The sequence below is a fragment of the Labrys monachus genome (assembly GCF_030814655.1).
Lineage (GTDB): Bacteria > Pseudomonadota > Alphaproteobacteria > Rhizobiales > Labraceae > Labrys > Labrys monacha.
In genome coordinates this window covers 2556927-2576176 of record NZ_JAUSVK010000001.1, presented here as the reverse complement: position 1 = coordinate 2576176, position 19250 = coordinate 2556927, and the positions used below count along the sequence as shown (strand labels likewise).

The window sequence follows — 19250 nt, the reverse complement described above, 5'->3', positions numbered from 1 at the left end:
CGTGGCGCAACGGCAAACCACGCCTTCGTGATGGCCTCGGCCGCCATCATTCGTCAACAATCGGATGCTCGAACAGCCCGCCATCCGGCGAGTTGTCATCAAGTTATGGAATATGCGAGTTCCGTGACGCCATGGTGGTCCGCGCAAAGGAACAGCAGCCGGAGCGGAGCTATCGCATGGGCGCCATGTATTCGGCGTCGCCGCGCCCCGTGCACGAGCCGTTTTATCTGTCCCATGCGGAAAAGACGTTGCATTGCAGGCAAAATTGCGTTCAATTTGGGAACGGACCGTGTCGAATCTGCCAGCCCGCAACCAACTGCCGTCCCAGCGCGTGCGTGACAGAGCGCGATGAAAGCGGCGGAACAGGCTCCAGCATTACGGGTCTTTCAGGGTTTTACAGATGTTTATTCTCGATACGATGTTGAAGCGCCTGATCAAGAAGGGTGCGCTGACCATCATTGATCCCGACGGCAGGACGCATGCCTATGGGCCGGGCGGGGGCTTCGTCAGCGCGATCCGGATCAAGGACAAGGCGACGGCGTGGAAGCTCCTCACCAATCCGGAGCTGGAGGTCGGCGAAGCCTTCATGGACGGACGCGTCGCGATCGAGAGCGGCGATGTCTACGACATGGTCGCCCTCTTCATGCAGAATATCGGGTGGTCGACGGATATCGGGCCGCTCAGCCGCTTCGCCGCGTTCGGACGCAAGCTGAGTCGCCGCCTGGCTCAATACAATCCTGCCGGCAAGTCGAAGAACAACGTCGCCCATCATTACGACCTGAAGGACGAACTGTTCGACCTCTTCCTCGACAGCGACCGGCAATATAGCTGCGCGTATTTCCCCGACCTGGATGTCACCCTCGAGGAGGCCCAGGCCTACAAGAAGCGCCATATCGCGGCCAAGCTCCTGCTGGAGCCGGGCGTCACGGTGCTCGACATCGGCTCGGGCTGGGGCGGCATGGGCCTGTACATCGCCAACGTCACCAAGGCGAACGTCACGGGCATCACGCTGTCGGAAGAGCAGCACAAGGTTTCCAACGCCCGCGCCCGGGCGGCCGGCATCGCCGACCGGGTCCGCTTCGAACTGGTCGACTATCGCCACGAAAGCCGCCGCTACGACCGTATCGTCTCCGTGGGCATGTTCGAGCATGTCGGCGTCAATCATTTCGACGCCTATTTCCGCAAGATCGCGGACATGCTGACGGAAAAGGGCGTGGCGCTCATCCACGCCATCGGACGGTCCGACGGGCCGGGCGCCACCAATCCTTGGATCCAGAAATATATCTTCCCCGGCGGCTATTCGCCGGCCTTGTCGGAGGTGCTGCCGGCGATCGAGCGCGCCGGCCTGATCGTCACCGACGTCGAGATCCTGCGCCTGCATTATGCCGAGACGCTCAGGCATTGGCGCGAGCGCTTCAACAACAATCGCGACCAGATCCGCGCCCTCTATGACGACAGGTTCTGCCGCATGTGGGAGCTCTATCTCGCCTCCTCGGAAGCGACCTTCCGCTGGGGCGGCCACATGGTCTTCCAGATCCAGGTGGCGAAATCGCTGGGTACGGTGCCCCTGACGCGCGACTATATCGGCGAGGCCGAGCGCAGGCTCCCCCTCGATCTCACGCCCGTGCCGGCCCCGGCCCGACAAGCCGCGGAGTGAGCCTGCCGCCCGCACCGCGCCACATTTTCGTGGAGACTGCCTGGCGCGGCTGGGTTTCGCATGGAGCCGGTGGCGGACGCGCCGCCGCCCGTTCTCTATCGCTCTGAACGAAGGGACGGACCTCCCTATCGGCCGGGAATCTGGGACGTGTCCCGCCTCCCCTGCGAGCCGCGCAGCGGTCAGGCGGGGATCCATGGGCCGGGACGTCGCCTCGCATCCCGGATTCCGCCGCTTCCCTTGCGGCTCACGGGGACGACCCAGGCCATCCTCGCCTTTGAATGGGACAATCATTCACGTCCGTTCCGCTGCCGCATTCGACTTTCCCGGGCTTCGGCCTTTACATTCCTTTCGGACAAGCCTGATGACCCCACCAGAATCGGCGCCGGGCAAGGCTCCATTGAGCCCTCATGAAGTGCGCTCGATCATCGTCGGCGTGCTCGTCGCGATGCTGCTCGCCGCCCTGGACCAGACCATCGTCGCAACGGCCATGCCGACGATCGGGCGGGAACTCGGCGATTTCGCCAACCTGCCCTGGATCGTCACGACCTATCTCCTCACCTCGACGGCGGTGACGCCCCTCTACGGCAAGATGTCCGACATCGCCGGCCGGCGCGTCACCCTGCTGGTCGCGATCGCCATCTTCGTGATCGGTTCGGCCGCCTGCGCGCTCGCCCCGAGCATGCTGGTGCTGATCCTGGCGCGCGCCGTGCAGGGGCTCGGCGGCGGCGGGCTGATCTCGCTGGCACAGACCATCATCGCCGACATCGTCTCGCCCCGGGACCGGCCGCGCTACCAAGGCTACATCGCCGGCGTCTTCGTCACCTCCAGCATCGCCGGGCCGATCCTCGGCGGCTTCATGGCGGAAAAGCTGCACTGGTCGGCGATCTTCTGGATCAACCTGCCGCTCGGCCTGCTCGCCTTCGCCATGACCAATTCCCTGCTGAAGAAGCTGCCCCGCCACGAGCGCCCGCACAGGCTCGATTTCCTCGGCGCTTTCCTGATGATCCTCGCCACCGTCGCCCTGCTGCTGGCCCTGAGCCTCGGCGGTCCGCGCTACGCCTGGACGTCCGCGCCGATCCTCGGCCTCATCGGCTTCTCCATCCTGTTCTGGATCGCCTTCGTCGTCCGCCTGATGAAGGCGCCCGAGCCGCTGATCCCCGCCGAGGTGCTCGCCAATCCCGTCGTCTCGATGGGCACCGCCGCCGCCTGTTTCGGCATGGGAGTCTTCATCGGCCTCACCATCTACACGCCGATCTACCTCCAGGGCGTCTATGGCCTCACGGCCAGCCAGTCCGGTCTCGCGCTGATCCCGCTGATGGTCGGCACGGTGGCAGGCGCGACGTTCTCAGGGCGCCTCATGGCCCGGATGATCCATTACAAGCGCACGCCCACGATCGGCCTGTCCGTCGCGGCGATCACCCTCGCCACCGTCGCCGCCGTCCCGCAGGGCCTGCCGCTCGTCGTCTTCGAAATCCTGCTCGCCGCCGCCAGCACCGGCATCGGCACGCTGCTGCCCGTCACCACCGTCGCCATCCAGAACGCGGTGATGCCGCACCAGATGGGCACGGCGACGGGCGCCATGAACTTCTTCCGCTCGCTCGGCGGGGCGATCATCGTCGCCGGCTTCGGCGCCATCGTCATGGGCAGCGTTCCCGCCGACAAGGCGGCGACGGTGACCATGGATACGCTCGCGCCGGTGCTGGCGGCGGGCGGCTTCGACATCGGCATGGTCTTCCGCTGGGTGTTCATCAGCGCGACGGCGGGCATCCTCGTCACGCTCTACAGCCTGGTCATGATGGAGGAGCGCCCGTTGCGGACCAGGATCGGCGCTGCCCCGGTCGCGCTGGAATAACGCACCCGGGGTAGAACCCTCCGTCAATCAGCTCTTTTCATCCGTGCAGACTGCTGTAGAACCCCGTCCGTCCCTTTTCCGGAAGCCGAAGCCCATGAGCCCCAATCTCAGCGTCCACGACAAGGCCGCGATCCTTTCCGAAGCGCTGCCCTACATGCAGCAGCACGACGACTCCATCATCGTGATCAAATATGGCGGCCACGCCATGGGCGACGAGCAGGTCGCGCGCGATTTCGCCCGCGATATCGTGCTGCTCGAGCAGGCCGGCATCAATCCGGTGGTGGTGCACGGCGGCGGGCCTCAGATCTCGGAAATGCTCCAGCGGCTCGGCATCAAGTCCGAATTCGCCGCCGGCTACCGCATCACCGACGCGGCCAGCGTCGAAGTGGTGGAGATGGTGCTGGCGGGATCGATCAACAAGCAGCTCGTCGGCTTCATCAACGCCGAGGGCGGGCGCGCCGTCGGCCTGTCCGGCAAGGACGGCCGCATGGTCATCGCCAAGAAGGCGACGCGCACGATCCACGACCCGGATTCGGCGATCGAGAAGGTGATCGATCTCGGCTTCGTCGGCGAGCCCGACAAGGTCGATACCACCGTGCTCGACCAGATCATCCGCTCGGACATCATCCCTGTGCTGGCGCCGGTGGCGGCATCGGCCGACGGCGGGACGTTCAACGTCAACGCCGATACCTTCGCCGGGGCGATCGCCGGCGCCCTGGGCGCGACACGCCTCCTGCTGCTGACGGATGTGCCGGGCATCCTCGACAAGGACAAGAACCTCATCACGGAGATCGACGTGGAGGGCATCCGCCGGCTGATCGCCGACGGCACCATCACGGGCGGCATGATCCCGAAGGTGGAGACCTGCATCTACGCCCTGGAGCGGGGCGTCGAGGCGGTGGTCATCATGGACGGCAAGGTCCCCCATGCGGTGCTGCTGGAACTGATGACCAATCACGGCGCGGGCACGCTCATCCGGCGCTGACCGTCCCGCCCGCGCGCCGATGCGGCCCGCCGCGGCGGGCCGCATCGCATCCGGAATGACACATTCTTAAGATTGCGGTTCGATATTGCCCATGCCGTGGTAGAGAATGGCGATGGACCAGATCCTGTTTTCGACGAGAGAGAAGCTGGCCGCCGATTTCGGCGCGGTCGACACCTGGGTGTTCGACCTCGACAACACCCTCTATCCGCATCATGCCAATCTGTGGGAACAGGTCGACAACCGCATCACCACCTGGATCGCCGATTACTACGGCGTCGACGGCCTCACGGCGCGGGCCCTGCAGAAATACTACTACCAGCGCTACGGCACGTCGCTGCGCGGGCTGATGGTGGATGAAGGGCTGGACCCGGCCGGATTCCTCGACTTCGCCCATGATATCGACCATTCCCGGATCGAGGCCGATCCCCTGCTCGGCACCGCATTGCGGGCGCTGCCCGGCCGCAAGCTGATCTTCACCTCGGGCACCGTGAACCACGCGCTGAACATCGTGCGCAAGCTGGAGATCACCGAGCATTTCGGGGATGTCTTCGACATCGTCGCGGCGGACTACCTGCCCAAGCCCGCCGTCGAGACCTATGACCGCTTCTTCGGCCAGCACGGCGTCGACCCCTCCCGCGCCGCCATGTTCGAGGATCTGTCCCGCAACCTGATCGTGCCGCATGCCCGCGGCATGCGCACCATCCTCGTCGTACCGCACGCGCCCGGCGACATCCTGCGCGAAGACTGGGAACTGCAGGGCCGCTACGAGCCGCATGTCGACTACGTCACCGACGATCTGCCGGCTTTCGTGGACAGGCTGGCCGAAGCGCTCGCGGCATAGGCGTGGCGCATGGGCCCCAACGACCGCAGGGGTACCCGTCAGGAGAGCAAAACGAAGAACATCGCGGGGCCTTTCTTCTAATGCGGGCAAGCCTTCCGGGTCGGCATGTGGCCTGGTCAGGTTGACCTCATGCTCACGGCGGGCCGGCTAGGTTGAAAACTCATAAAATTTGAGGGTTTTCAATCTGATTTCAGTGTGATTCAAGCTCCTTTTGGAGTTTGAGCATGGGTCGCTTCGATCTGACGGACAAGGAATGGGAGGCGATCAAGCCTCACCTTCCCAATAAAGTGCGGGGTGTTGCTCGTGTTGACGATCGGCGTGTGTTGAACGGCATCTTCTGGATTCTGCGCTCGGGAGCGCGCTGGTCGGATCTGCCCGAACGCTACGGTCCGGTGACCACGATCTACAATCGCTTCCAGCGTTGGCGCAAAGCCGGCATCTGGGACCGACTGATGGACGCCATCGTCGCGGCCCATGACGGCCAGGTCCAGATGATCGATAGCTCCATCGTTCGCGTCCACCAGCACGGTGCGGCGGCAAAAAGGGGGATCGAGATCGATGTGTGGGTCGTTCCCGAGGTGGCCTCACCACCAAGATCCACGCCCTCGTCGACAAAAAAGGCCGCCCCATCCGCCTCCTCCTCGGCGCCGGCCAGGAAAGCGACATCGCCCGGGCGCAAGAGCTGATCGGTGATCTGCCGAAGGGAGCAATGCTTCTGGCCGACAAGGGCTATGATGCCAATGCTCTGCGCCAGAGCGTCAACGAACAGGGAGCCTGGGCCAACATTCCGCCCAAGGCCAATCGCAAAGACCCGATCTGCTTCAGCAAATACCTATATCGCCAGAGAAATCTGGTCGAACGCTTCTTCAACAAGATCAAGCACTATCGGCGCATCGCTACACGATACGACAAGCTCGATGACAACTATCTCGCCGCTCTCAAGCTCGTCTCCGTCCGCATCTGGCTCAAGGATTTATGAGTCGACGACCTAAGACGCGCCAATGTCGTTCGCGGGCCGTCTCTTCATGCACTGGAGCACCGAGAGACATTCGCGCCGTGAAGCGACATGGGATTATGGAAAATCCCGACGGCTCGGCGACAACACGATATGCCTCTCATGATCACGCTCCTGTGCGGAAGATACATGTTACTGCCAGGGAACGACTTCTACTTATCTATTATTTGTAGTGTAAAATTATATAAACTAAAAAAACTATCTTTCGTTGCAATAAATTTTCTCTATTCAAAATATTTCTATAATTACCTCTCGCATAAAGCATTATATACTGACTATGGCACAGATCGTTATTTTCTATAAAAACTCCTCGCTGGATCATATTTGATTTAATTATTTAAGACGTGCTAGATTCGGCTATGGATCCTGACGAATCGGCCTCGACGGAAAGTGACTTTATTTCCTATTTTAGAGAATTCTCCCTTCTTCCGAACGAATGTCACGAGGTCTTTGTAAATGAATACATTAAATATATACGTGAAAATTACACACGGTAAAGCAATATATACATCAAAAGAGATGGAATATAATCTATTTATACATATAGACCCTCGGCGACGCAGTCTACTCTTCGGAGAGTCCAGCCATCATTCTCCGCGCCAAGGGGGTGGTGACGAGATCGCTATATGCTGAACTCGACAGCACCGGGTGGGCCAAAAGAACGCAGGACTCAATCGCGGCCGATGCGAAAAGCTGGTTTCAAGACATGATTCAGGCTGAGGACCTCGCCGGCATGGGCTTCGAGTTGACATGGTTCAACGATGCCTACGGCATCTGGCGACGGACGGGAGGCGTCAGGCACTAGGCAAATTGCGCTTCCATCGAACCGAAATTTCTTTCTAACTTATTGTTTTTACAAACTTTACTGATCGAGGAGTTTGCAAAAGCTTCTGAAGAACGCTCTAGGCAAAGAACGGCGCAGTGTCTCGGGAGGAACGTAAGTTGGAACTCGATTCGGAACCCCAAGCGCTCAAGCGAGGAAGTATCGTTATTGTAACGCCCGTTTTCAACGACTGGTCGGCTTTTGAGCAGGTGCTGGTCCAGCTCGGGGCGATCGGAGGGCTGGAGCCCTACGGCGTCGAGATCATCGCTGTCGACGACGGGTCATCACAACGGGCGCAGCGGAATCTCGCGGACTCCATCTCGAACACGATCAGGGGCCTTAAGATTCTCCGTCTGGCCTGCAATCTGGGCCACCAAAGGGCCATCGCGGTCGGTCTCGTCGCCGCCCTGCAGGTTCCCGACATGGAGGCGGTCGTCGTGATGGACTCCGATGGGGAGGACCTGCCCAACGACGTCCCGAAGCTCATTTCGGCATGGCGCAAGCAGCCCGATTCCATCGTCGTCGCCCAGCGGGGCCTTCGTCAGGAAAGCCTGATGTTCAGGGCTTTCTATGCCGCCTACAAGCTCGCCTTCAAGCTGCTGACCGGCCAGACAATCAATTTTGGCAATTTCAGCCTGCTGCCCCGGCGCGCAGTCGTAGCCCTGACCCACAACTCGGCGATCTGGAACAACCTCGCTGCAGCGATCTCCCGTTCCCGCATTCCGTATGTCCGGCTGCAATTGGATCGCGGCAGACGTCTTGCCGGTCGGTCGCATATGAATTTCGTCAGCCTGGCGCTCCACGGCATCAGCGCCATCTCCGTCTATGCCGAGGTGGCGCTCGTGCGCATGATCGTCTTTGCCTGCATCATCTGCGGGATTACGCTCGCAGCCGGCCTTGTGGTCGTCGCCGTCCGGCTCGGCACGGATCTGGCCGTTCCCGGCTGGGCTTCCTATGTGATGGCGTCGCTGGCCGTGATTTTTCTGCAAGCTCTCGTCCTCGGAGCAATCTCCGTGTTTCAACTGCTCAACACCCGTATTCTCAAGGCCTTCATACCAGCCGTCGATGCGACGATCTTCGTCGTCGGCGAGAAGGACGATCATCGCCTTCCTCACGCGACGAGTGACACGCCATGACCGCGACGCAGAGCCCCGATCTGACGCAGTTCGCTTATCAGGGCGACGAACTCGACGCTTTCGCACAGGCGGATAACTGGAAGAGTTACTGGTCGAGTAAATTGAGGCCGCTGGCGGGCGACAAGGTCATCGAGGTCGGAGCGGGCATCGGCGGCTCGACCAAATACCTATGTGGCGGAAGCCACTCCGCCTGGCTATGCCTCGATCCCGATCCGAAACATGCGGAACATCTTCGTTCGCTGATATCGGCAGGGACACTACCACCGTTTTGCAAAGCGGCATGCGGCGTCCTGAGCGATCTCGATGCAGGCGCCAAGGTCGATACCATCTTCTATATCGACGTTCTCGAACATATCGAGGACGATGAAGGAGAAATCCGCAAGGCGATGGCTTACCTCGAACCGGGCGGCCGGATTGTGGTTCTCTCTCCCGCCTTCAACGTCATATTCAGCAACTTCGATCGGGCCGTCGGGCATTTCAGGCGCTATCGCAAATCCGATGCCGGCCGCCTCACGCCGGACGGGCTCGTGGTCGAGCAGATTTTCTATCTCGACTGCATGGGCTTCGTGGCCGCCCTCGCAAACCGTCTCTTTTTGAGGACCTCGACGCCGTCGGCCAAGCAAGTGCTGTTTTGGGACCGCTGCCTGGTGCCGATCTCCCGGATACTGGACAGAGGCCTGGGCCAACTCTTCGGCAAGACGATCGTCATGGTCTGGAAAAGGCAATGACGCTCCGATCGGGATCCTTCGCCAAGACCGCGTCGCTCCGCCAACTCATGCGCTTCGGGGTCGTCGGCATCGTCGCCACCGCGATCTACTTTCTCATTGCGATATGGCTGCCCCCCGCATCCTCGTTCGTCATCCGCCCTTCGGCCGCTTCCCTCGTGGCTTCCGTCGTCTCCGTCCTGGTTTCCTATCTCGGCCACCACAGCTTCACTTTTACCAAGACCGGCGAGCACAGCTTCTATCTGCCCCGTTTCCTGGTCATTTCGGTGATCCTGTCGCTAGCCGCAGCGCTCGGCACCCATGTTCTCACCGACCTCCTCCATATCGGCTACCGATATGCCGCAGCAGGCATTGCCGTCACCTATCCCGTCGCGAGCTTCATCCTGAGCCGGGTGGTCGTCTTCAAAGATCGGCATTGATCACGCCCCCTCGTCGCTCCAGCCCTACCCGTCCGCATCGAGACAGGCCCTGATACCGTCGCGATAGGTCGGATAGAGTGGCACGTGGCCGAGGGTTTCCCGCATCAGGCGGTTCGAGACGCGCTTGTTCTCGCCGTAGAAGGAGCGGGCCATCGGCGACATCCGTGCATCGTCATAGGGGATTTCGGGCGGCGGCTCGATACCCATCAGCGCCGCGGCATAGGTGACGACGTCCTGCGGGGGCGCCGGCTCGTTGTCGGTGACGTTGAAGAAGGGGCCGGCCTTCGGGCGGCCGATGCCGGCCATCACCGCGCCGGCGATGTCGGCGACATGGACGCGGTTGAACACCTGCCCCGGCTTGACGACGCGCCGCGCCGTGCCGCGCTTGAGATTGACGACCGCGTTGCGGCCGGGACCGTAGATCCCCGACAGGCGGAAAACCTGCACGTCCACGCCGCCTTCGCGGCCGAGATCGAGCCAGCGGCTTTCCACCTCGGCCCGGACGGCATTGCGCGCCAGGGTCGGCCGGACCGGGGCCGTCTCGTCGATCCAGGCGCCGCCCGCATCGCCATAGACCCCCACCGTCGAGAGATAGCCGACCCATCTGAGCGCGGGCGACCGGCGCAACGCCTCGCCGAACAGCTGCAGGACCGGATCCTGCGCCTCGTCGGGGGCGATCGACGTCAGCACATGGGTGGCGGTGCGGATCGCGCCCTCGATCGCGCCGGTCGGCGTGCGGCCATCGAAGGGGAGCCTCTCGACACCGGCGAGCGAGGCGATGCCGGCGACCGGCTCCGGCGAGCGGAACGTGCCGGCGACGGACGCGAATCTCCCGCCATGGAGCCGGATGAAGTGGGACGCGCTGTAGCCGAGGCCGAAGACCAGAAGACGCATGAGGCACCCACCACCGGGAGCGGACATCTGTCCGCTTCTCTTTCTTGCCAATAGCGCGCCGGTGCGGACAGGATGTCCGCGCTCCGGACCCGCGCTCAGCTCAAGCCGTCGAAGAAATCACGCACCTTGGCGAAGAAGCCGGCGCTCTCGGGCTGGGTTTCCTTCGAGGATTCCTCGTCGAATTCGGCCAGCAATTCACGCTGGCGGCGCGTGAGGTTCTTCGGCGTCTCGACGAAGAGCTGGACATACATGTCGCCATGGTCGCGCGAGCGCAGCACCGGCATGCCCTTGCCGCGCAGGCGCACCTGCCGCCCGGTCTGCGTGCCCTCGGGCACCGCGACCTTGGCCTTGTCGCCGTCGATGGTCGGCACCTGGAATTCGCCGCCGATCGCCGCCGTCACCATCGAGATCGGCACGCGGCAATGCAGATCCGCGCCGTCGCGCTGGAAGAATTCGTGCGGCCGGATCGACAGGAAGATGTAGAGGTCGCCGGCCGGGCCGCCGCGGGTGCCGGCCTCGCCTTCATTGGCGAGGCGGATGCGAGTGCCGTCCTCGACGCCGGCGGGAATGTTGACCGAAAGGGTGCGCTCGCGCGTCGTCCGGCCGGCGCCGCCGCAGGAGGGACAGGGATTCTCGATCACCTCGCCGCGGCCCTGGCAGGTCGGGCAGGTCCGCTCGATGGAAAAGAAGCCCTGCGTCGAGCGCACGCGGCCATGGCCGGCGCAGGTCGGGCAGGCCTTCGGCTTGGAGCCGGCCTTGGCGCCGGTCCCCGAGCAGGCCTCGCAGGTCACGGATGTCGGGATCTTGATCGTGGCGGTCTTGCCGTTGAAGGCATCCTCCAGCTCGATCTCCATGTTGTAGCGCAGATCCGCTCCGCGCTCCCGGCCGCCGGAACCACCACCCCCGCGGCCACGGCCGCGGCCGGCAAGATCCTCGAAGATGTCGTTGAAGATGTCGGAGAAGGACCCGAAGCCTCCGCCGGCGAAGCCGGCCCCGGCACCGCCCATGCCGCCCTGCTCGAAGGCCGCATGGCCGAAGCGGTCATAGGCCGCGCGCTTCTGCGGGTCCTTGAGCGCCTCATAGGCCTCGTTCACTTCCTTGAACTTGGCCTCGGCGTCCGTGTTGCCGGGATTGCGGTCGGGGTGATGCTTCATCGCCTGCTTGCGGAAAGCAGCCTTCAGCTCGACCTCGGTTACCTCGCGGGTAACTTCCAGTATTTCGTAATAGTCACGCTTGGCCATTGAACCGCTCAGAGCATCCAAGCAGGACCATCCGCCGCCTGCAGCGGTCCCAGACAGCCTGCGATCGTCTTCGACACGCAAACCCGGATCGCCGCCGCCGGGTCAGGTCCCGGTGACGACGATGCCTCACAGAATACGAGAAAGCCCCCGCCGTCTCAGATCGAAGAGGAGATCCGATCCTGGCGAGGGCCTTCACACCCGGCTACGCGACTTACGCACGCTTCTTGTCGTCGTCGACTTCCTCGAAATCGGCGTCGACGACATCGTCCTGCTTGGCGCCGGCACCGGCGCCGGCCTGCTGACCAGCCTGGTAGAGAGCCTCGCCGAGCTTCATGGAAGCCTGCTGCAGCTCGCTGGTGCGCGCCTTGATCGTCTCGACGTCATCGCCTTCCAGCGAGGACTTGAGCGCGGTCACAGCGGCTTCGACGGTGGAGCGATCCGCCGCGGAGACCTTGTCGCCGAGTTCCTTCAGCGTCTTCTCCGCCTGGTGCACGGCCGCATCCGCATGGTTGCGGACCTCGACCAACTCGCGGCGGCGCTTGTCTTCCTCGGCATTGGCCTGCGCGTCCTTGACCATCTTCTCGATGTCGGCGTCCGAAAGGCCGCCGGAAGCCTGGATGCGGATCTGCTGCTCCTTGCCGGTCGCCTTGTCGCGGGCCGAGACATTGACGATGCCGTTGGCGTCGATGTCGAAGGTCACCTCGATCTGCGGCATGCCGCGGGGCGCCGGCGGGATGCCGACGAGATCGAACTGGCCCAGCGCCTTGTTGTCCGCCGCCATTTCGCGCTCGCCCTGGAACACGCGGATGGTGACGGCCGTCTGGCTGTCCTCGGCGGTGGAGAAGGTCTGGCTCTTCTTGGTCGGGATCGTCGTATTGCGCTCGATCAGGCGGGTGAAGACGCCGCCGAGCGTCTCGATGCCGAGCGAGAGCGGCGTGACGTCGAGAAGCAGCACGTCCTTGACGTCGCCCTGCAGAACGCCGGCCTGGACGGCGGCGCCGATGGCGACGACCTCGTCCGGGTTGACGCCCTTATGGGGCTCCTTGCCGAAGAACTGCTTCACGACTTCCTGGATCTTGGGCATGCGCGTCATGCCACCGACGAGAACGACCTCGTCGATCTGGCCGGCCGCCAGGCCCGCATCCTTGAGCGCCTTGCGGCAGGGCTCGACCGTGCGCTGGACGAGATCGTCGACCAGGCTCTCGAACTTGGAACGCGACAGCTTGAGCGCCAGATGCTTCGGACCGGAAGCATCCGCCGTGATGTAGGGCAGGTTGATTTCGGTCTGCGCCGTCGAGGACAGTTCGATCTTGGCCTTTTCCGCCGCTTCCTTCAGGCGCTGGAGCGCCAGCTTGTCCTTGCGCAGGTCGATACCCTGCTCGCGCTTGAACTCGTCCGCCAGGTACTCGACCAGGCGCATGTCGAAATCCTCGCCGCCGAGGAAGGTGTCGCCGTTGGTCGACTTCACCTCGAACACGCCGTCGCCGATCTCCAGGATCGACACGTCGAAGGTGCCGCCGCCGAGGTCATAGACCGCGATGGTGCCGGTCTTCTTCTTGTCGAGGCCATAGGCGAGAGCGGCGGCCGTCGGCTCGTTGATGATGCGCAGCACTTCGAGGCCGGCGATCTTGCCGGCATCCTTGGTCGCCTGGCGCTGGGCGTCGTTGAAATAGGCGGGAACGGTGATGACGGCCTGCGTCACGGGCTGGCCGAGATGGGCCTCCGCCGTCTCCTTCATCTTCTGAAGGGTGAAAGCCGAAATCTGCGAGGGCGAATAGGACTTGCCGTCGGCCTCGACCCAGGCGTCGCCATTGCTGGCACGGGTGATCTTGTAGGGAACGAGGCCCCTGTCCTTCTGCGTCATCGGGTCGTCGAAGGTGCGCCCGATCAGACGCTTGATGGCGAAGAAGGTCCGTTCCGGATTGGTCACGGCCTGGCGCTTCGCCGGCTGGCCCACCAGCCGCTCACCGTCGTCGGTGAAGGCGACGATGGAGGGCGTGGTGCGCATGCCCTCGGAATTCTCGATCACACGGGCGGTCGAGCCCTCCATGACGGCCACGCAGGAGTTGGTGGTGCCAAGGTCGATACCAATAACTTTAGCCATAGATCTCATCCTTCCTTTTCAGCAGACCGACGCGCCCCGAAGCAGCAGCGCCTAGGCCGGGAGAGCCCTCAGGAACCCGGCCGGTCCCTATCGGAAACCCCACAAAACTCGCGGGTTCGGCGGGTATATAAGGGGGGCATTCAGGGGCCGCAAGGCACTTGGCCGCCCTGTACAGACAGGAATTTGTGGGCGGACACTCAATCGAGCATCTGCCCTACGATCATATGGGCTGTCGCGGCGTTGAGCGCCATAGGGATGTCGTAAACGAGCGCCAGGCGGGTGAGCGCCTTGACGTCGACATCATGCGGCATCGGGGACAGGGGATCGACAAAGAAGAACAGGCCCTGCACCTGTCCCTCGGCGATGAGGGCGCCGATCTGCTGGTCGCCGCCGAGCGGCCCGCTCTTGACGGTGGTGAGCGACAGTTCCGGGCAGGCCGCCAGCACCCGCCCGCCCGTCGTTCCCGTCGCCACCAGGTCGTATCGGACGAGAATCGCCCGGTGGGCCTGCGCGAACGAGACCATCTCGTCCTTCTTGAGGTCATGGGCGACGAGCGCCAGGCTGCGACGGACGAGTTTCATGGCTGTTTCCCCTGCCGGTCCGCGAGAGAGCGCCGGCTTCGACGGCGTTTGATATGAAAAGCGATATGAAACGCACAACGCCTCTTCTCAATAGCTCGACCGCCATGCCATGCTCGCGACGAGGAGCGCTGCCGCTCGTTCGCCGGTTCCGGCTTCCTTCGGCAGCGCCCCCGCATCCAAGAGTCCGGAACAAGCGCGGGAGAGCGTGATGAAATCGACCCTTCTCGGTCTGGCCCTGTCGATGGGCGTGTGCGCGGCAGCCCTTGCCGCCGGCAAGCCCGGGCCGGCCATTATCTACGATCTGGGCGGCAAATTCGACAAGTCCTTCAACGAGGGCGCCTTCCACGGAGCCGAGCGCTGGAAGAAGGAGAGCGGCAAGAGCTATCGCGAGTTCGAGATCACCAACGCCTCGCAGCGCGAGCAGGCCCTGCGCCGCTTCGCCAAGGACGGCAACGATCCCATCATGGTGCTGGGCTTCGCCTATGAGGATGCGGTGACGGCCGTCGCCAAGGCCTATCCGAAGATCCATTTCGGCATCGTCGACGACGTGGTCGACCTGCCCAACGTCGCCTCCTACACCTATCGCGCCGACGAAGGCTCCTTCCTCGCCGGCTATCTCGCCGCCAAGACCTCGAAGACCGGCACCATCGGCTTCGTCGGCGGCATGGACATCCCGCTGATCCGCTCCTTCGGCTGCGGCTATGTCCAGGGCGCCAAGGCGGCCAACCCGGCTGTCAAGGTGATCCAGAACATGACCGGCACCACCGCGTCGGCCTGGAACGATCCGGGCCGCGGCGCCGAGCTGACGAAAGCGCAGATCTCGCAGGGTGCGGACATCGTCTACGCGGCCGCCGGGCAGACCGGCCTCGGCGTGCTGCAGGCCGCGGCCGACGAAGGCAAGCTCTCCATCGGCGTCGATTCGAACCAGAACGGCCTGCATCCGGGCAAGGTGCTCACCTCCGTCCTCAAACATGTCGACGAGGCCGTCTACGAAGCGTTCAAGACCGGCGAGGCCGGCACCTTCAAGACCGGCTCCAACGTGCTCGGCCTGAAGGAGAACGGCGTCGGCCTCGCCATGGACGACAACAACAAGGCGCTCGTCAGCGATGCCATGAATGCCGAGATCGCGTCGGTGACCAAGGACATCGTGTCCGGCAAGATCGTCGTGCACGATTATTCCGCCGACAACACCTGCCCCGTGAACTGAGGGCTCGAGCGGGAGCGCGGACAACCTGTCCGCTCTTCCGCCTCGACGCACCACCTCAAGAGCGGACAGGATGCCCGCGCTCCAGACTTCCTCCCATGAGGCCCCATTGCCCACCGCCCTCGAACTGAAGCGGATCGACAAGCGCTTCGGCCCCGTCCATGCCAACAAGGCGATCGACCTCGTGGTCGAAAAAGGGACGATCCACGGCATCATCGGCGAGAACGGCGCCGGCAAGTCCACGCTGGTGTCGATCATCTACGGCTTCTACGAGGCCGACGCGGGCGAGATCCTCGTCAATGGCGAGCCGAAGGCGATCCGTTCCTCGCAGGACGCCATCGCCGCCGGCATCGGCATGGTCCATCAGCATTTCATGCTGGTGGACCCCTTCACCGTGCTCGAAAACGTCATGCTCGGCGCCGAGGGCGGCGGCATTCTCGCGCGCGGGGCCGGCCATGCCCGCGCCGAACTCGCCCGCCTCGAATCGAGCTACCACCTCGAGGTCGATCCCGACGCCGTCGTCGGCGGGCTGCCCGTCGGCAGCCAGCAGCGCGTCGAGATCCTCAAGGCCCTCTACCGCGGCGCCGACATCCTCATCCTGGACGAGCCGACCGGCGTGCTGACGCCCGCCGAAGCCGACCAGCTGTTCGAGATCCTCAAGGTCCTGCGCGCTCAGGGCAAGACCATCCTGCTCATCACCCACAAGCTGCGCGAGATCATGGCGATCACCGACCGCGTCTCGGTGATGCGCCGCGGCGAGATGGTGGCGACGCTCGACACCGCCGGCACCAACACGGCAGAACTCGCCGAACTGATGGTGGGAAGGCGCGTGCTGCTGCGCGTCGACAAGACCGAAGCCCGTCCCGGCGCCGACATCCTCGAAGTCCGCAACCTCACGGTCAAGGACGAGAAAGGCATCGCGCGCGTGGACGACGTCTCCTTCACGGTGCGTGCGGGCGAGATCGTCGGCATTGCCGGCGTCGCGGGCAACGGCCAGTCGGAACTGCTGGAGGCGATCGCCGGCATCCGCCCCGTCGCTTCCGGGCAGATCCGCCTGCGGGGCGCGGACATCAAGGATGCCGACCCCGCCACCCTGCGCGACCTCGGCCTCGCGCATGTCCCGGAGGACCGCATGCGGATGGGCCTCGTCAAGCCCTTCGCGGCCTATGAAAGCGCGATCCTCGGCTACCAGAAGGATCCGAAGCTCGGCAGCGGCCCCTTCCTCAATTATGGCCGCATCATCGCCGACCTCGTCGGCAAGATGGAGCGCTTCGACGTCCGTCCGCGCGACCCGAGGCTGAAGACCGCGAATTTCTCGGGCGGCAACGCCCAGAAGATCGTGCTCGCCCGCGAGATGGAGCGCGATCCCGCGCTGCTCATCATCGGCCAGCCGACGCGCGGCGTCGACATCGGCGCCATCGAGTTCATCCATCGCCGCCTGATCGCGCTACGCGACGCCGGCAAGGCCATCCTCGTCGTCTCCGTCGAACTCGACGAGATCATGGGCCTGTCGGACCGCATCCTCGTGATGTGCGGCGGGCGCATCACCGGCGAGCGCGCCGCCCGGGACGCGACGGAACAGGAACTGGGCCTGCTGATGGCCGGCGTCTCGGAGCAGGCGGCATGAGGGATACCGGAACGCCCCTGCGCCAGGGCCTTCGCTTCCGCCTCGCCGGCGCCGCCGCGGCGACCACCCTGCCCTGGTGGGCCGACGCGCTGCTCCTCCCCCTCGTCAACATCGTCGTCGCCTTCGTCGTCTGCGGCGTGGTGGTCTGGCTGTTCGTCGGCGCCAATCCCCTCACCGTCGGCCTCACCATGATCGACGGCGCCTTCGGCGACGCCAACGGCATCGGCACCACGCTCTATTACGCCACGACCTACATCTTCGCCGGCCTCGCCGTCGCGGTCGCCTCCCATGCCGGCCTCTTCAACATCGGCGTCGACGGCCAGGGCCAGCTCGCCGGCATCGGCATCGCCGTCGCCTGCCTCAACATGCATGGTTTGCCGTCCTTCCTCGCCATTCCCGCGGCGATGGTCGCCGGCATGGCCTTCGGCGCCTTCTGGGGCTTCGTGCCGGGCTATCTCCAGGCCAAGCGCGGCAGCCACATCGTCATCACCACCATCATGTTCAACTTCATCGCCAGCGCGCTGATCCAGTATTTGCTGGTGCGGGTGATGATGCCCATCGGCGCCGGCGAGCCGAAATCGTCCCCCTTCCCCGAGACGACCTATCTGCCGATGATCAGCGACGTGCTGGCGCCGTTCGGCATCGACGTCGACCTCACGCTCGTCAACCTCGCCTTCCCGATCTCCCTGCTCGCCGCCCTCTTCGTGTGGGCGCTGGTCTGGCGCACCCGCCTGGGCTACGCCATGCGCACCGTCGGCCAGAACCAGACGGCCGCGATCTATGCCGGCATCTCGCCGACGCGCATCATCATCATCACCATGATCATCTCGGGCGCGCTCGCCGGCCTGATGGGCATCAACGTGCTGATGGGCGAACAGCACAAGATGATCATCGACTATACGGCCGGCGCCGGCTTCATCGGCATCGCCGTGTCGCTGATGGGCCGCTCGCACCCCGTCGGCATCGTGCTGGCCTCGATCCTGTTCGGGGCGCTGATCCAGGGCGGGCAGGAATTGTCCTTCGACAATCCCGTCTTCAACCGCGACCTGATCGTGGTGGTCCAGGGCATGATCATCCTGTTTGTCGGCGCGCTGGAGCTGATGTTCCGGCCGCAGCTGGCCGCGCTGTTCCATCTGCTGACGCCCGGCAGGAACAAGGGAGCCTGACGCCGTGGATACCGTGAACATGCTCGCCAGCGTCGCCGCCGCGGCCGTCCGCATCTCGACGCCCTATCTGCTGTGCTGCCTGGCCGGCCTCTATTCGGAACGCTCGGGGATCGTCGACATCGGGCTCGAGGGCAAGATGCTGGCGGGGGCCTTCGCCGCGGCGGTGACGGCGGCGACCTTCGGCTCGGCCTGGCTCGGCCTCGCCGCCGCCGTGCTGACGTCGGTCGGCTTCTCGCTCCTGCACGGCGTCGCCTCGATCCGCTACCGCGGCAACCAGGTGGTCTCGGGCGTGGCGATCAACATGCTGGCGCTCGGCCTCACCGCCTTCATCGGCAATGTCTGGTATGGGCAGGGCGGCCGCACGCCCGATCTGTCTGGCGCCGCGCGCTTCCAGCCGGTCGACCTGCCGGGCGCCCAGGCCGTGCTCGGCGTGCCGGTGGTCGGCCAGATCTATTCGGACGTGCTGTCCGGCCATTCGATCCTGGTCTATTTCGCCTTCGCCTGCGTGCCGCTGACGGCCTGGGTGCTCTACAAGACCCGCTTCGGCCTCCGCCTGCGCGCCGTCGGCGAGAACCCGCAGGCCGTGGACACCGCGGGCATCTCGGTCTCCTGGCTGCGCTACCGGGCCGTGCTCGTCTGCGGCGTGCTGACCGGCGTCGCCGGCGCCTATCTGTCGACCGCCGATTCCGCCGCCTTCGTCTCGAACATGACGGGCGGGCGCGGCTATATGGGCCTCGCCGCCCTGATCTTCGCCAAATGGCGGCCCTGGCCGGCCCTCGGCGCCTGCCTGCTGTTCGGCCTGCTCGATGCGATCTCGATCCGCATCGGCGAGGGACTGGTCGTTCCGGGCATCGGGCAGGTACCCTCGGAACTGATCAGTTCCCTGCCCTATATCCTCACCGTGCTGATGCTGGCCGGCTTCGTCGGCGCGGCCAATCCGCCCCGGGCGGCGGGCATGCCCTATCTGAAGGAACGCTGAC

The 19250-nt window shown here is 64.2% G+C and carries 16 protein-coding genes; 12 read left to right on the top strand and 4 right to left on the bottom strand.

Annotated elements, in window-relative coordinates; all coding sequences use genetic code 11:
- Positions 1–400: 400 nt before the first annotated feature.
- The 8 genes from J3R73_RS11610 (at position 401) to J3R73_RS11575 (ending at position 9453) form a co-directional block, all read left to right on the top strand.
- Positions 401–1657: a cyclopropane fatty acid synthase gene (locus J3R73_RS11610; RefSeq protein ID WP_307426610.1), complete on the top strand. Its 1257-nt coding sequence runs from the start codon at positions 401–403 to the stop codon at positions 1655–1657.
- A 361-nt stretch (positions 1658–2018) separates the two neighbouring features.
- A complete protein-coding gene (locus tag J3R73_RS11605; protein WP_307426608.1) occupies positions 2019–3509 on the top strand; it encodes an MDR family MFS transporter in 1491 nt (496 codons plus the stop codon).
- A gap of 94 nt (positions 3510–3603) precedes the next feature.
- Entirely contained in the window at positions 3604–4494 is an 891-nt protein-coding gene (argB, locus tag J3R73_RS11600; protein WP_307426605.1) for an acetylglutamate kinase, read from the top strand.
- Between the two features lie 112 nt (positions 4495–4606).
- Positions 4607–5335 carry a pyrimidine 5'-nucleotidase gene (locus J3R73_RS11595; protein WP_307426602.1) on the top strand — a complete coding sequence of 243 codons (729 nt, stop codon included), beginning with the start codon at positions 4607–4609 and terminating at the stop codon, positions 5333–5335.
- A gap of 218 nt (positions 5336–5553) precedes the next feature.
- Positions 5554–6314, top strand: a protein-coding gene (locus tag J3R73_RS11590; protein WP_307432460.1) for an IS5 family transposase whose coding sequence is annotated in 2 segments (ribosomal slippage) — positions 5554–5869 and positions 5869–6314 — 762 coding nt in all. Because the reading frame shifts where the segments join, the coding sequence is not laid out codon by codon here.
- Positions 6315–7292: 978 nt separating this feature from the next.
- Positions 7293–8309 (top strand): glycosyltransferase, encoded by a 1017-nt coding sequence (locus J3R73_RS11585; RefSeq protein WP_307426598.1) that lies wholly within the window; start codon positions 7293–7295, stop codon positions 8307–8309.
- On the top strand, positions 8306–9037 hold the full coding sequence (locus J3R73_RS11580) for a class I SAM-dependent methyltransferase (RefSeq protein ID WP_307426597.1): 732 nt from the start codon (positions 8306–8308) through the stop codon (positions 9035–9037). Before J3R73_RS11585 ends, J3R73_RS11580 begins: the two co-directional genes overlap by 4 nt.
- The gene (locus tag J3R73_RS11575; protein WP_307426594.1) at positions 9034–9453 is read left to right on the top strand and encodes a GtrA family protein; all 420 of its coding nucleotides are present in this window, start codon (positions 9034–9036) and stop codon (positions 9451–9453) included. The genes J3R73_RS11580 and J3R73_RS11575 overlap by 4 nt, the downstream gene beginning before the upstream one ends.
- A 24-nt stretch (positions 9454–9477) precedes the next feature.
- On the opposite strand, the gene J3R73_RS11570 is transcribed toward J3R73_RS11575, so the two are convergent.
- The 4 genes from J3R73_RS11570 to J3R73_RS11555 all read right to left on the bottom strand — a co-directional run bounded on the left by J3R73_RS11570 (position 9478) and on the right by J3R73_RS11555 (position 14273).
- The gene (locus J3R73_RS11570) at positions 9478–10347 is read right to left on the bottom strand and encodes an SDR family oxidoreductase (protein WP_307426592.1); all 870 of its coding nucleotides are present in this window, start codon (positions 10345–10347) and stop codon (positions 9478–9480) included.
- Between the two features lie 95 nt (positions 10348–10442).
- Positions 10443–11588: a molecular chaperone DnaJ gene (gene dnaJ / locus J3R73_RS11565; RefSeq protein WP_307426589.1), complete on the bottom strand. Its 1146-nt coding sequence runs from the start codon at positions 11586–11588 to the stop codon at positions 10443–10445.
- A 211-nt stretch (positions 11589–11799) separates the two neighbouring features.
- A complete protein-coding gene (dnaK, locus tag J3R73_RS11560; RefSeq protein WP_307426586.1) occupies positions 11800–13692 on the bottom strand; it encodes a molecular chaperone DnaK in 1893 nt (630 codons plus the stop codon).
- A gap of 197 nt (positions 13693–13889) precedes the next feature.
- On the bottom strand, positions 13890–14273 hold the full coding sequence (locus J3R73_RS11555) for a methylglyoxal synthase (protein WP_307426584.1): 384 nt from the start codon (positions 14271–14273) through the stop codon (positions 13890–13892).
- Positions 14274–14481: 208 nt separating this feature from the next.
- Between J3R73_RS11555 and J3R73_RS11550 the strand changes: the two genes are divergently transcribed.
- The 4 genes from J3R73_RS11550 to J3R73_RS11535 all read left to right on the top strand — a co-directional run bounded on the left by J3R73_RS11550 (position 14482) and on the right by J3R73_RS11535 (position 19249).
- Positions 14482–15480 carry a BMP family lipoprotein gene (locus J3R73_RS11550; protein ID WP_307426583.1) on the top strand — a complete coding sequence of 333 codons (999 nt, stop codon included), beginning with the start codon at positions 14482–14484 and terminating at the stop codon, positions 15478–15480.
- Positions 15481–15586: 106 nt separating this feature from the next.
- A complete protein-coding gene (locus tag J3R73_RS11545) occupies positions 15587–17104 on the top strand; it encodes an ABC transporter ATP-binding protein (protein ID WP_370879892.1) in 1518 nt (505 codons plus the stop codon).
- Entirely contained in the window at positions 17101–18270 is a 1170-nt protein-coding gene (locus J3R73_RS11540) for an ABC transporter permease (protein ID WP_307426579.1), read from the top strand. The genes J3R73_RS11545 and J3R73_RS11540 overlap by 4 nt, the downstream gene beginning before the upstream one ends.
- 4 nt (positions 18271–18274) lie before the next feature.
- Entirely contained in the window at positions 18275–19249 is a 975-nt protein-coding gene (locus J3R73_RS11535) for an ABC transporter permease (protein WP_370879891.1), read from the top strand.
- The last annotated feature ends 1 nt before the right edge of the window (position 19250 follow it).

Excerpts from the sequence above, each read along its gene's own strand:
- J3R73_RS11580 (WP_307426597.1), top strand. The coding sequence starts at position 8,306 with ATGACCGCGACGCAGAGCCCCGATCTGACGCAGTTCGCTTATCAGGGC.
- J3R73_RS11540 (WP_307426579.1), top strand. The coding sequence starts at position 17,101 with ATGAGGGATACCGGAACGCCCCTGCGCCAGGGCCTTCGCTTCCGCCTC.
- J3R73_RS11555 (WP_307426584.1), bottom strand. The coding sequence starts at position 14,273 with ATGAAACTCGTCCGTCGCAGCCTGGCGCTCGTCGCCCATGACCTCAAG.
- J3R73_RS11575 (WP_307426594.1), top strand. The coding sequence starts at position 9,034 with ATGACGCTCCGATCGGGATCCTTCGCCAAGACCGCGTCGCTCCGCCAA.
- J3R73_RS11605 (WP_307426608.1), top strand. The coding sequence starts at position 2,019 with ATGACCCCACCAGAATCGGCGCCGGGCAAGGCTCCATTGAGCCCTCAT.
- dnaJ (WP_307426589.1), bottom strand. The coding sequence starts at position 11,588 with ATGGCCAAGCGTGACTATTACGAAATACTGGAAGTTACCCGCGAGGTA.
- dnaK (WP_307426586.1), bottom strand. The coding sequence starts at position 13,692 with ATGGCTAAAGTTATTGGTATCGACCTTGGCACCACCAACTCCTGCGTG.
- J3R73_RS11570 (WP_307426592.1), bottom strand. The coding sequence starts at position 10,347 with ATGCGTCTTCTGGTCTTCGGCCTCGGCTACAGCGCGTCCCACTTCATC.
- J3R73_RS11595 (WP_307426602.1), top strand. The coding sequence starts at position 4,607 with ATGGACCAGATCCTGTTTTCGACGAGAGAGAAGCTGGCCGCCGATTTC.
- argB (WP_307426605.1), top strand. The coding sequence starts at position 3,604 with ATGAGCCCCAATCTCAGCGTCCACGACAAGGCCGCGATCCTTTCCGAA.
- J3R73_RS11610 (WP_307426610.1), top strand. The coding sequence starts at position 401 with ATGTTTATTCTCGATACGATGTTGAAGCGCCTGATCAAGAAGGGTGCG.
- J3R73_RS11550 (WP_307426583.1), top strand. The coding sequence starts at position 14,482 with ATGAAATCGACCCTTCTCGGTCTGGCCCTGTCGATGGGCGTGTGCGCG.